This window comes from Zobellella taiwanensis (assembly GCF_003012795.1).
In the GTDB taxonomy this organism is placed as follows: domain Bacteria; phylum Pseudomonadota; class Gammaproteobacteria; order Enterobacterales; family Aeromonadaceae; genus Oceanimonas; species Oceanimonas taiwanensis.
In genome coordinates this window covers 38,646-50,200 of sequence record NZ_PXYH01000004.1, presented here as the reverse complement: position 1 = coordinate 50,200, position 11,555 = coordinate 38,646, and the positions used below count along the sequence as shown (strand labels likewise).

The following is an 11,555-nucleotide window of genomic DNA, read 5'->3' as shown; positions in this document are numbered from 1 at the left end:
GTGACCCGTTACGGCGGGTATCTACTTCATGCCTGCTCCATGGTACACAACAGCGGATGCTCATGCGTACGGGCAAACTTGTTCACTTGCGCTACCTTGGTTTCTGCAATTTCCGCGGTAAACAGACCGCAGATCCCTTTCCCCTGATAATGTACCGCCAGCATCACCTGCGTGGCCTTGTCCATGTCCATGGCAAAGAATTTTTGCAGCACCTCCACAACAAAATCCATGGGGGTGTAGTCGTCGTTATTCAAGATGACCTTGTACATAGGAGGGGGCTGCAACGCAGTTTCTTCCACCTCTTTTACCCGATCACCGACGGTCTGCTGAGTTCTCCTGCCCATATATTTACTCTAAATCACGGTTCCGAATCGTGCTACAGAAGGTCGGCAACGGCCGCCTTCCGCGCATTTCCAGTGCTTGCCGCCGGGCGACGCCGGCATGGAAACGGCCATCCGGCCCTCACCTCCACACTACCGCCTGAGCGGCTGCTGTCAATAGCCCGGGGCCCCATGGCGACCGTGATAGCAGCGGCCAATCAGGGCTTGACTACCCATAAAGTTAGACTAGAGTGGTTGATTGGTAACCAGGGTGTAAAGCCTCGTTTGGGGCTTTCCCTTGGCTGCCGCATCCGGCGGAAAATCGCCCGTAGTTATAATTGGCTGCTGCCAATTACTCAATGTTGTTTAGGATGTTTGAGCAAAAAGGATGCAGATGTATGGCAACCGGTACGGTGAAGTGGTTTAACAACGCAAAGGGATTTGGTTTTATCTGTCCGGCGGAAGGCGGCGAGGATGTATTCGCCCATTTTTCCACCATCCAGATGGAAGGATACAGAACCCTCAAGGCGGGCCAGGTCGTTCGATACGACATCCAGGAAGGCCCCAAGGGCAATCATGCCACCCGCATAGAGCCCGAAGGCCAACCAGTATAATAAAGCACGGGATAGCCCATATCCTGATAACCCAGGGGCGGTGGCCGCCCCTTCTCCCGCTCCGCCAACAGCCGCTACACTTAAGTCTCCTTTCATCCGTATCCGCGAGCACAACCATGAGCATCATCAAGGAATTCAGGGAATTCGCCGTCAAGGGCAATGTCGTCGACATGGCGGTGGGCATCATCATAGGGGCGGCGTTCGGCAAGATAGTCTCCTCCCTGGTCAACGACGTCATCATGCCTCCCCTGGGTATGCTGATCGGCGGCGTCGATTTTTCCGACCTTGCCGTCGTTCTCAAGGAGGCCTCGGGAGACCTGCCGGCGGTCACCCTGTCCTACGGCAATTTCCTGCAGACGGTGCTGGATTTCACCATCGTCGCCTTCGCTATCTTCATGCTGATCAAGGCCATCAACCGGCTCAAGCGCCGGGCGGAAGCGGCGCCGGCCGAACCGGCGAGCCCGCCGCCGCCCAGCCGGGAAGAACAGTTGCTGGCCGAAATCCGCGATTTGCTCAAACGCCAGTCATAACGGAGTGACCATGGATCTGACCACAACCCCCTCCATCGAAGGCAAACGCATCCGCAAATACTGCGGCGTGGTGGCCGGCGAGGCCATTCTCGGCGCCAACCTGTTCAAGGATCTGTTCGCCGGCATTCGCGACCTGGTAGGCGGGCGCTCCGGCACCTACGAGCGGGAACTGCAACGGGCCCGGGACATCGCCCTGCAGGAACTGGAACAAAAGGCCCGGGCACTCGGCGCCAACGCCGTGGTCGGCATCGACCTCGACTACGAGGTGATGGGCCAGAACAACGGCATGCTGATGGTGTCGGCCAGCGGCACCGCCGTGATCGTGGAATGACTCAGGGCGTCAGCCAGCGGCTGACGCCATAACCGAGCAGCGCCAGGCCGAGCATCCCCAGGCCAAGCAAACCGGCATGGCGCCGCCACAGTCCCTGTGCCCGCTCCCCCACCAGCATTACCAGCGCCGCCAGGCCGTAGTAGCGGATCCCCCGGGCAATGGCCGAGGCCAGCAAAAACAGCCCCAGCGGATACTCTCCCGCCCCCGCCGCCAGCATCGCCACCTGAAAGGGAACCGGCGTCACCCCGACGATGATGATCGCCATAAAGCCGTCCTCCGCCAGGGTCAGGCCGAACTGGTCGAATGCCTCCGCCGCGCCCAGCCGGGCCAGCAGCCACTGGCCCAGGCTGTCGAACAGCCAGGCCCCGAACAGATAGCCGATCAGGGCGCCGGCCAGGCAGCCCGCCAGGGTCACGGTCGCCAGCAACCAGGCGCGCCGGCGCTCCATCAACAACAGCGGGATCAGGATAAGTTCCAGGGGAATGGGAATGATCAACGCCTCCAGCAGGGAGGCGACAAAGAGTACCGGCAACAGCCAGGCGGAGCCGGTAAAACGGCCAATCCAGGGGGGCAGGGAGGAAGAAGGTGCGGTCATGAGCGAACTCCGTGGATACCCGGTCCGGCATCATAGCAACAAGCGCCACCGCCCCCAAGCCTGCGCACTTTCCCCCCGGGGCCGACTTTGTTAACGTAACAACGCCCCCACACACAAGGAATACCCGCTTATGGACGCCAGCCTGCTCGCCCCGGCCCTGCTCTCCCCCGACCAACTGGATCTGCCAAAATGCAAGGAAATCCTGGCCCGCCTGCAGGAATGGCTGGAACAACGCTTCAACGCCGGGGACGACATCATCGAGCTGGTCACCACCCGCTCCCAGCATATGGACCAGTTGCTCACCGGCCTGTGGCACCGCCATGGCCTGGATCGGGATGCCAGCCTGGCATTGGTGGCGGTGGGAGGCTATGGCCGTGGCGAGCTGCACCCCTATTCGGACATCGACCTGCTGATCCTGAGCAACGCCCCCGCCAGCGCCGAGCTGGAGGAGCGTATCGGCCGCTTTATCACCCTGCTGTGGGATCTGCACCTGGAGGTGGGCCACAGCGTGCGCTCGGTGGCCGAATGCGTGGAGGAAGGGGAAAAGGACATCACCGTGGCCACCAACCTGATCGAGGCCCGCCTTATCACCGGCTGCTACGACACCTTCGCGGCCCTCACCCGGGCCACGGCGCCGGACCGTTTCTGGCCCAGCCAGGCCTTTTTCGAAGCCAAGCGCCAGGAGCAGGAGGATCGCCACCGCCAGTTCCAGGACACCAGCTATAAACTGGAGCCGGACATCAAGAGCAGCCCCGGCGGCCTGCGCGATATCCAGACCATCAGCTGGGTGGCCCGCCGCCACTTCGGCGCCGCCACCCTGAGCGAAATGGTCAGCCATGGCTTCCTCAGCCGGGCCGAATACCGGGAACTGCTCGACTGCCAGAATTTCCTGTGGAAACTGCGCTTTGCCCTGCACATGGCGATCCATCGGGCCGACAACCGGCTGCTGTTCGACCGCCAGCGGGCGGTGGCCACCGCCCTCGGCTTTGCCGGCGAGGGCAACGAACCCATCGAACAGATGATGAAACGCTTCTACCAGACGGTACGACGGGTCGCCGAACTCAACGAAATGCTGTTGCAGTTGTTCGACGAGGCCATCCTCGGGCACATCGCCATGGACGTGAAGATGCTCACTCCCGAATTCCGCCTGCGCGGCCGGCTGATCGACGTGGTCCGTGCCGAGCTGTTCCGGGAAGAGCCCGCCGCCATCCTGCGGCTGTTCTACCAGGTGGCCGCCAACCCCCAGATCACCGGCATCTACTCCACCACCCTGCGCCAGCTGCGCGACGCCCGCCGCCGCCTGCCCGGATTTCTGTGCGAACGGGCCGACTGCCGCCGGCTGTTCCTGATGCTGGTGCGCCATCCCAGAGGCGCCGATCTGGCCCTGACCCTGATGCACCGCTACGGCATCCTCGCCGCCTACCTGCCCCAGTGGAGCAAGATAGTGGGCCAGATGCAGTTCGACATGTTCCACGCCTATCCGGTCGACGAACACACCCACCGGCTGCTGAAAAACATCTACCAGTTCCGCGAGCCCGGCGGCAAGCGCAGCCACCCCCTGTGCTTCGAAATCACCAACCGGCTGCGCAAGCCCGAGCTGCTCTACCTCGCCGCGCTGTTCCACGACATCGCCAAGGGCCGGGGCGGCGACCACTCGGAGCTGGGCGCCGAGGATGCCCTCGATTTCTGCCTGCGCCACGATCTGGACAAATCCGACGCCCGGCTGGTGTCCTGGCTGGTGCGCCAGCACCTGCTGATGTCGGTGACCGCCCAGCGCCGCGACATCTATGATCCTGAGGTGATCCGCGAGTTCGCCACCCAGGTGCGGGACGAGCTGCACCTGGACTACCTTTATTGCCTGACGGTGGCGGACATCTGTGCCACCAACGACCACCTGTGGAACGACTGGAAAGGCAGCCTGCTGCGCGAACTCTACTTCGCTACCCAAAAGGCACTGCGCCGGGGCCTGGAAAATCCCCCCGACCTGCGCCTGCGTATCCGCGAAAACAAGCTGCAGGCCCGCCTGCTGCTGGAACACCTGGACACCCCTGCGGAGCGCATCAAGCCCCTGTGGAGCCGGTTTCCGGCAGACTATTTCCTGCGCCACACTCCCGAGCAAATTGCCTGGCACAGCCGCCATATTCTGGCCCACGGCGACGACCGCCGCCCCCTGGTGCAAATCAGCCAGCAGCCCGGCCGCGGCGGCAGCGAGCTGTTCATCTACAGTCCCGACTCGCCCAACCTGTTCGGCCGGGTAGCCGCGGCGCTGGATCAGAAGAACCTCAATATCCACGACGCCCAGATCATGACCTCCAAGGACGGCTTCGCCCTGGATACCTTCATCGTGCTGGAGCCGGACGGCCAACCGGTGAGCGGTGACCGGCTTGGCGACGTGTGTCGTGATCTCGGCGAGGTGCTCGGCAGCGGCCAGCCCCCCACCATACGCATCCGCCCCCCTTCCCGCCGGCACCGGGAATTCAAGGTACGCACCCAGGTACACTTTCTGCAGCCCCAGCGGCTGCACAAACGTACCCTGATGGAACTGGTGGCCCTTGATACCCCCGGCCTGCTGGCCCGCATCGGCGCCGTATTCAGCCGGCTCGGCATCAACCTGCACGCCGCCAAAATCACCACCATCGGCGAACGGGTAGAGGACTTTTTCAGCCTCACCAACAGCGAGGATCGGCCATTAAGTGAGCAGGAACAGGCGCTGTTGCGAGAAAAGTTGGTCGCCGAGCTGAACCGGGGCGGCAAAATATGATAAAAGATGCGCCAGTTTTGAATTAAGAAACGGATCGGCCGAATGCTTCGCCGAACCGTGGTGCAAGCCGCCCGCTCGGCCTGCAACGGATTTACACCGGCTGGCCGCCGTGCGACAGCCGATTAGGTATGCAAACCAATTAATGGAGTGAACAGGATGGCAAACTTTGCTTTCGGTCTGGGTGTGGGCACCAAGTCCGCCAAAGGGGAATGGCTGGAGGTTTACTACAACCAGCCGCTGCTGAATGCCGACGACGCATTGATCGGCGCGGTGGCCGCCAAGATCGGCTACCAGGGCGGCAACGCGGCCATCGAAATCGACCCGGCCCAGCTGAAAGATCTGGAAGCCGCCTTCCTGTCGGTGGACGCCAAGGCCCAGGCCGAGGTAGTCGAAGTGCTGGCCGGCACCCGCCAGCCGCTGGTGGTCACCCTGCTCGAAACCGACGCCGCCCCCGCCAGCACCGCCGAGGTCTACCTCAAGCTGGCCCTGCTCTCCCACCGCCTGGTCAAACCCCACGGCCTGAACCTGGCCGGCATGTTTGGCCTGTTGCCCAACGTGGCCTGGACCAGCGAAGGCGCCATCGCGGTGGACGAGCTGCCGCGCCGCCAACTGCTGGCACGCGCCCAGGGCCGTACCCTCAGCGTCAACTCCGTCGACAAGTTCCCCAAAATGACCGACTACGTGGTCCCGGCCGGCGTGCGCATCGGCGACGCCTCCCGCATCCGCCTGGGCGCCCATGTGGGTGAAGGCACCACCGTCATGCACGAAGGCTTCATCAACTTCAACGCCGGCACCCTGGGCGTAAGCATGGTCGAAGGCCGTATCTCCGCCGGTGTGGTGGTGGGCAACGGTTCCGACCTGGGCGGCGGCTGCTCCACCATGGGCACCCTGTCCGGCGGCGGCAATATCGTCATCTCCGTGGGCGAGGGCTGCCTGCTGGGCGCCAACGCCGGCCTGGGCATTCCCCTGGGCGATCGCTGCACCGTCGAATCCGGCCTCTACATCACCGCCGGTTCAAAAGTCACGGTACTGGATGACAAGAACAACGAAGTGCAAACCGTCAAGGCTGCCGATCTGGCCGGCAAGAACGACCTGCTGTTCCGCCGCAATTCCCAGAACGGCCGCATCGAGGTGAAAACCAACAAGTCCGCGGTCGAACTGAACGCAGAGCTGCACAAGCACAACTAAGCCGGCTCCGGCCAAGGGCGGCTCCGGTCGCCCTCTTTCCTCCTCTTTCTTTCTCCGGACACGGCCATGGCCGCTGCAAAAAACCGCAGTCCAGCGGCTTTTTCTGCTATGATGCGCGACCGCCTGCCGGCGATCCCTTTTACCGATATCAAGAGCCTGCCGTGAACCATACCGAATTTTCCGCCCTGCCCCTGGCCCCGGCGCTGATCGCCAACCTGGCCAGCCTGGAATACATCCGCATGACCCCCATCCAGGCCCAGAGCCTGCCCCTGGTGCTGGACGGTCGCGATCTGATTGCCCAGGCCAGCACCGGCAGCGGCAAAACCGTCGCCTTTGGCCTGGGTCTGCTGTCACGCCTGGATCCCACCCTGCTCGCGGTGCAGGCCCTGGTGCTGTGCCCGACCCGGGAGCTGGCGGATCAGGTCGCCCGGGAACTGCGCCGCCTGGCCAGGACCCTGGCCAATGTGCGCCTGGTCACCCTGTGCGGCGGCTCGCCCAACGGCCCCCAGCTCACGGCCCTGGCCGGCGGCGTGCATATTGTGGTCGGCACCCCGGGACGGGTGCTCAAACACCTGGACAAGGGCACCCTCAGGCTGGATGCCCTCACTACCCTGGTGCTGGACGAGGCGGACCGCATGCTCGACATGGGCTTTGCCGACGATATCCACCGGGTGGTGGCCGGCGCTCCCCGGGAGCGCCAGACCCTGCTGTTCTCGGCCACCTACCCGGACGGCATGGACGCCATCAGCCAGGGCCTGCTGCGCCACCCCGCCCGGGTCGCGGTGCAGGAAAGCGTTCACCCCGAGGCCATTGTCCAGCAGTGCATCGAGGTGGCGGCGGATCAGCGCTTGTCCGCCCTGGCCGCCCTGCTCGGCCATCACGCGCCCGCCTCCTGCGTGGTGTTTTGCAATACCAAGCGCAGTTGCCAGGCGGTGGCTGATCATCTGAACACCCTGGGGTTCGCTGCCCTGTCCCTGAACGGCGATCTGGAGCAGCGGGAGCGGGATCAGGTGCTGGTCCGCTTCGCCAACGGCAGCGCCAACGTGCTGGTGGCCACCGACGTGGCCGCCCGTGGACTGGATATCAAGGAGCTGGCGATGGTGGTCAACTATGAAGTCAGCCAGGACCCCCAGGCCCATGTACACCGGGTCGGCCGTACCGGCCGTGCCGGCCAGCAGGGCCTGGCCCTGACCCTGGCCAGCCCCGCCGACGGCTACCGGCTGTCACTGATTGAGGAATTCCAGCAGGCAGCCCTCCCCCGGGCCCGCCTGGACGGGCTTGATGCGGGCGCCGCTCCGCGCCAGCCGAAGATGGTCACCCTCAATATCGCCGGCGGCCGCAAAACCAAGATCCGCGCCGGCGACATCCTCGGCGCCCTTACCGGCGAGGCGGGCATCGCCGGCCACCAGGTGGGCAAGATAGACATTACCGAACTGCAGTCCTATGTGGCGGTACACCGGGAAGTGGCCCGCCAGGCGCTCAAGCAGTTGCAACAGGGCAAGATCAAGGGACGCAGCGTCAAGGCCCGGCTGCTCTAAATAACGGTTCCGAATGGTAGCTAGCTACCGGCAGCGGAGGGTTCCGCCAAGCAGACCCTCCGCGACATCGGCGCGGTGGAGCCCCAGGGGTGGGTTCACGGCGTGTCTGTGTGCGGGACCCGGCCGATGTCGCACTATTAGGATCCGCCGAACCGGTCGCCGGCCATGCGGATCAGAGGCGGCAACGCCGGTGGAGCAGGGGACCGCTCAGCCATTGAAGTTTCGGTGGATATAATCGATTTTGGCCATGAACTGCTCCTTGAGCCTGTCGCTGGCATAGTCGAAATGATAGCTCTGGTGGAAATTCAGCTGCAGGCTGACTCCGCTGCCCGACAGGGTGATGCTGTAACCGTCGAAATCGCTGCGTGCCACTATCCCCTCCAGCCGCCGGCCGTCCTCGTGGGGCTCCCCCAAACGCTGAATTTTATCGAACACATCCAGTATTACCTTGTTATCCAGTTCATTGTGCATGCGTGTTTCCCCTCATGGCCAATTGCCGGTTTTACACCTAAGATGGCTCCAACAGGCACCGAGTATTCGAGTTAATTATGGTAGAACAATGGACGATTGGCGGCATCCTGCTGGTGGCCCTGGTGCTGTTTATACTCGACAAGTGGCGCTACGATCTGGTGGCCGTGGCCGCCCTGCTGGCCGCAGCCCTGACCGGGGTGGTGCCCGACGACCAGGTATTCAGCGGTTTCGGCAATCCGGCCGTGATCACGGTGGCGGCGGTGCTCGTTATCAGCCATGCCCTGTGGAGCGCCGGCGTGGTCGACGCCCTGGCCGCGTTGATCGGGCGGGTCGGTAACAGCCCCTTTGTTCAACTGGTGGCACTGACCTCGGTGACGACCCTGTGCTCCGCTTTCATGAACAACGTGGGCGCCATGGCCATCATGATCCCCATCGCCCTCAAGCTGGGCCGCAGCAGCGGCAATCCCGTCTCCAAACTGCTGATGCCGATGGCCTTCGGCTCCCTGCTCGGCGGCTGCCTGACCCTGATCGGCACTCCGCCCAATATCATCATCGCCAACTTTCGCCGCGACCTCGGCGGCGAACCCTTCCAGTTGTTCGACTTCACCCCGGTCGGCCTGGGTGTGGCCCTGGCGGGCCTGGTTTTTATCTGGCTGGCCGGACGCTGGCTGGTGCCCGATCGGGGCGGCAGCCGCAAGAGCGACAGCCTGTACGACATCGCCGAATACCTGACCGAACTCTACGCCCCGGACAAGGCCAACGGCCTCAACAAGACGGTGCATGAACTGGAGGAAATGGCCGAAGGCCGGCTGCGCGTCCTGGCACTGGTGCGTGACGACCGCCGCCAGCCGGCGCCGCCGCCCTACCAGCGGCTGCAGGCGGAAGATATTCTGGTGGTCAAGGCCGATGCCGAGACCCTCAAGCTGTTTCTCGACGCCAGCGGCCTGGAACTCAACGCCGACGAAAAACTGGCCGAACGCTTTCTCAGCAGTAACGAAATCAGCGTGATGGAAGGGGTGATCGGCCACGATTCCCGCCTCATCGGCCGTTCCGCCGCCGATTTGCGCCTGCGCAGGGGCTATGGCGTCAACCTGCTGGCGGTGGCCCGCGAAGGCCACAAGCTGCGCCCGGAGCTCGCCAATATCCGCTTCAAGCCGGGCGACGTGCTGTTGCTGCAGGGGGACAAGGATACCCTGTCCGGCATTTTTACCCGCTTCGGCTGCTATCCCCTGGCGGAGCGGGCCCTGCGCATCGGCAAGGACACCCGGGTCGCACTGCCCCTGGCGCTGTTCGGGCTGGCCATCCTCGCCACCGCCTTCAACCTGGCCTCGGCCCCGGTGGCCTTTACCGCCTGTGCCGGCGCCATGGTACTGACCGGCCTGGTCAACCTGCGCGAACTCTACGACAGCATCGACTGGCCCATCATAGTGCTGCTCGGCGCCACCCTGCCCCTGGGCGGAGCGCTCGAAAGCACGGGCGCAGCCCAGAGCCTGGCCCGGCTGATGCTGGCCAACGGCGACAGCCTGGCCCCCTTCTGGCTGCTCGGGCTTGTCCTGTTCGCCTCCATGCTGCTGTCGAACGTGATCAACAATGCCGCCGCCGCCGTGCTGATGGCGCCCATCGCCATCAGCACGGCCCAGGGGCTGGCGGTCTCCGCGGATGCCTTCCTGATGGCGGTGGCCATCGGCGCCTCCCTGCCCTTCCTGACCCCCATAGGCCACCAGTCCAACCTGCTGGTAATGGGCCCCGGCGGCTATGCCTTCAAGGACTACTGGAAACTGGGCCTGCCCCTGTCGGTGCTGCTCGGCATTACCGCGGTGAGCCTGATCCGGCTGATATGGCCTTTGTAGCCGGCACAGGCTAAGATCCGCCTTTTACCCGGACGGTGATTCATGATCAAGCTTGGCGACTACAACAACCTGCCCCTGCTGCGCCTGGACGACAAGGGCGGCTGGCTGGACGGTGCGGATTACGGCGAGCTGTTCCTGCCCCGCCGCCAGTTGCCGGAGCAGGCCGGTCCCGGCGACGAGGTGGCCGTGTTCATCTATCTGGACGCGGATCTGGCGCCGGTAGTGACCACAGACGCGCCCAAGGCCAGGGCCGGGCAGTTTGCCTCCCTGAAGGTGGTCACCACCAACCGGCTGGGTGCCTTTCTCGACTGGGGCATGAAAAAGGACATTTTTGTGCCCGCCCGCCAGCAGGCCCAGCCCATGCGCGAAGGCCGCCATTACGTGGTCTATCTCTACCTGGATCATGAAGGCCGCATGGTGGCCAGCAGCAAGCTGGAGCCCTTCCTCAGCCGGGAACAACCCGGCTACCGGGCCGGTGACCAGGTCAGCCTGTTGATCGCCGGCAGCACTCCCCTTGGCCTCAAGGCGGTGGTGGACGGTCGCCACTGGGGCGTGCTGTACCAGTCGGAGCTGCCCGAGCGCCTGCCCATGGGACGGGCCATCAAGGGCTACATCAAACAGGTCAGGGACGACGGCAAGATTGACCTGACCCTGTTCAAGCCGGGGCCGGGCCGGGTGGACGACGCCGCCCAAAAGGTGCTCGACAAACTGACCCAGGCCGGCGGTTTCATGCGGGTGAGCGACAAAACCGACCCGGACACCCTGTTCCGCCTGTTCGGCATCAGCAAGGGTACCTTCAAAAAGGCCATCGGCGGCCTCTACAAGAAGGGCCTGATCCGGATTGAAGAAGACGGCATCCGGGTGGCGGAGAAATAAGCCGGAAGCGTAAATGCCCCCTCTTCCGGCTTCAAGCTTATATGTCTCCCATCCAGCCCTTGAGCCATACCAGAGCCGGTTCTTCCGGCTCCAGGGTCTCACCGGCGTCCACCTCCAGCCGGGGCACCAGGGGCCGGGCCTGCAGCTCCTGCAGCAACTCGTCGAAGCGCCGGCCGGCGCCGCAGAATTGCTCATAGCTGCTGTCGCCGAGCGCCACCAGGGCATAGCGCAACCCGGGCACCGGTGGGCAGCGGTCACGCATTTCCTCGTACAGCGGCGCCAGGTTGGGAGGCAGATCCCCCTGGCCGGTGGTGGAGGTGACCACCAGCCAGAAATGGGTCGGGTCCAGGTCGTCGAGGACAGCGTCCTCATGCAACCGTACCTGATGGCCGGCCGACGTCAGCGCCTGCTCCAGGGTTTCCGCCACCGCTACCGCCGAGCCATACACTGTCCCAATCACAATTTCTATTGCCGCCATGCT

The 11,555-nt window shown here is 64.0% G+C and carries 12 protein-coding genes; 8 read left to right on the top strand and 4 right to left on the bottom strand.

Annotated elements, in window-relative coordinates; genetic code table 11:
* Positions 1-26: 26 nt before the first annotated feature.
* On the bottom strand, positions 27-344 hold the full coding sequence (gene clpS / locus C7I36_RS03875; RefSeq protein ID WP_106452419.1) for an ATP-dependent Clp protease adapter ClpS: 318 nt from the start codon (positions 342-344) through the stop codon (positions 27-29).
* 374 nt (positions 345-718) lie between these two features.
* Between clpS and cspD the strand changes: the two genes are divergently transcribed.
* The 3 genes from cspD (at position 719) to C7I36_RS03860 (ending at position 1,795) form a co-directional block, all read left to right on the top strand.
* Entirely contained in the window at positions 719-934 is a 216-nt protein-coding gene (gene cspD, locus C7I36_RS03870) for a cold shock domain-containing protein CspD (RefSeq protein WP_106452418.1), read from the top strand.
* A 116-nt stretch (positions 935-1,050) separates the two neighbouring features.
* Positions 1,051-1,464: a large-conductance mechanosensitive channel protein MscL gene (gene mscL, locus C7I36_RS03865; RefSeq protein WP_106452417.1), complete on the top strand. Its 414-nt coding sequence runs from the start codon at positions 1,051-1,053 to the stop codon at positions 1,462-1,464.
* A 10-nt stretch (positions 1,465-1,474) separates the two neighbouring features.
* Positions 1,475-1,795: a heavy metal-binding domain-containing protein gene (locus C7I36_RS03860; RefSeq protein ID WP_106452416.1), complete on the top strand. Its 321-nt coding sequence runs from the start codon at positions 1,475-1,477 to the stop codon at positions 1,793-1,795.
* A 1-nt stretch (position 1,796) separates the two neighbouring features.
* Here C7I36_RS03860 and C7I36_RS03855 read toward each other — a convergent pair whose 3' ends face one another.
* Positions 1,797-2,390, bottom strand: coding sequence for a YqaA family protein (locus C7I36_RS03855; RefSeq protein ID WP_106452415.1), 594 nt, complete (start codon positions 2,388-2,390; stop codon positions 1,797-1,799).
* Positions 2,391-2,520: 130 nt separating this feature from the next.
* Between C7I36_RS03855 and glnD the strand changes: the two genes are divergently transcribed.
* From glnD to dbpA, 3 genes are all read left to right on the top strand, one after another.
* On the top strand, positions 2,521-5,151 hold the full coding sequence (gene glnD / locus C7I36_RS03850; protein ID WP_106452414.1) for a bifunctional uridylyltransferase/uridylyl-removing protein GlnD: 2,631 nt from the start codon (positions 2,521-2,523) through the stop codon (positions 5,149-5,151).
* Positions 5,152-5,307: 156 nt separating this feature from the next.
* Positions 5,308-6,339, top strand: a complete 1,032-nt coding sequence (gene dapD, locus C7I36_RS03845; RefSeq protein ID WP_106452413.1) for a 2,3,4,5-tetrahydropyridine-2,6-dicarboxylate N-succinyltransferase — start codon at positions 5,308-5,310, stop codon at positions 6,337-6,339.
* A 161-nt stretch (positions 6,340-6,500) separates the two neighbouring features.
* Positions 6,501-7,877, top strand: a complete 1,377-nt coding sequence (gene dbpA / locus C7I36_RS03840) for an ATP-dependent RNA helicase DbpA (RefSeq protein WP_106452412.1) — start codon at positions 6,501-6,503, stop codon at positions 7,875-7,877.
* Between the two features lie 207 nt (positions 7,878-8,084).
* On the opposite strand, the gene C7I36_RS03835 is transcribed toward dbpA, so the two are convergent.
* Positions 8,085-8,348 (bottom strand): DUF3081 domain-containing protein, encoded by a 264-nt coding sequence (locus tag C7I36_RS03835; protein WP_106452411.1) that lies wholly within the window; start codon positions 8,346-8,348, stop codon positions 8,085-8,087.
* A 77-nt stretch (positions 8,349-8,425) separates the two neighbouring features.
* On the opposite strand from C7I36_RS03835, the gene C7I36_RS03830 reads away from it, so the two are divergent.
* Entirely contained in the window at positions 8,426-10,198 is a 1,773-nt protein-coding gene (locus tag C7I36_RS03830; RefSeq protein WP_106452410.1) for an SLC13 family permease, read from the top strand.
* Positions 10,199-10,240: 42 nt separating this feature from the next.
* A complete protein-coding gene (locus C7I36_RS03825; RefSeq protein ID WP_106452409.1) occupies positions 10,241-11,074 on the top strand; it encodes a CvfB family protein in 834 nt (277 codons plus the stop codon).
* Positions 11,075-11,111: 37 nt separating this feature from the next.
* On the opposite strand, the gene C7I36_RS03820 is transcribed toward C7I36_RS03825, so the two are convergent.
* Positions 11,112-11,552 (bottom strand): flavodoxin, encoded by a 441-nt coding sequence (locus C7I36_RS03820; RefSeq protein WP_106452408.1) that lies wholly within the window; start codon positions 11,550-11,552, stop codon positions 11,112-11,114.
* Between the last annotated feature and the right edge of the window lie 3 nt (positions 11,553-11,555).

What these genes read in the sequence shown, in the direction of transcription:
- clpS (WP_106452419.1), bottom strand. Translation starts at nt 344, where the DNA reads ATGGGCAGGAGAACTCAGCAGACCGTCGGTGATCGGGTAAAAGAGGTG.
- cspD (WP_106452418.1), top strand. Translation starts at nt 719, where the DNA reads ATGGCAACCGGTACGGTGAAGTGGTTTAACAACGCAAAGGGATTTGGT.
- mscL (WP_106452417.1), top strand. Translation starts at nt 1,051, where the DNA reads ATGAGCATCATCAAGGAATTCAGGGAATTCGCCGTCAAGGGCAATGTC.
- C7I36_RS03860 (WP_106452416.1), top strand. Translation starts at nt 1,475, where the DNA reads ATGGATCTGACCACAACCCCCTCCATCGAAGGCAAACGCATCCGCAAA.
- C7I36_RS03855 (WP_106452415.1), bottom strand. Translation starts at nt 2,390, where the DNA reads ATGACCGCACCTTCTTCCTCCCTGCCCCCCTGGATTGGCCGTTTTACC.
- glnD (WP_106452414.1), top strand. Translation starts at nt 2,521, where the DNA reads ATGGACGCCAGCCTGCTCGCCCCGGCCCTGCTCTCCCCCGACCAACTG.
- dapD (WP_106452413.1), top strand. Translation starts at nt 5,308, where the DNA reads ATGGCAAACTTTGCTTTCGGTCTGGGTGTGGGCACCAAGTCCGCCAAA.
- C7I36_RS03835 (WP_106452411.1), bottom strand. Translation starts at nt 8,348, where the DNA reads ATGCACAATGAACTGGATAACAAGGTAATACTGGATGTGTTCGATAAA.
- C7I36_RS03830 (WP_106452410.1), top strand. Translation starts at nt 8,426, where the DNA reads ATGGTAGAACAATGGACGATTGGCGGCATCCTGCTGGTGGCCCTGGTG.
- C7I36_RS03825 (WP_106452409.1), top strand. Translation starts at nt 10,241, where the DNA reads ATGATCAAGCTTGGCGACTACAACAACCTGCCCCTGCTGCGCCTGGAC.
- C7I36_RS03820 (WP_106452408.1), bottom strand. Translation starts at nt 11,552, where the DNA reads ATGGCGGCAATAGAAATTGTGATTGGGACAGTGTATGGCTCGGCGGTA.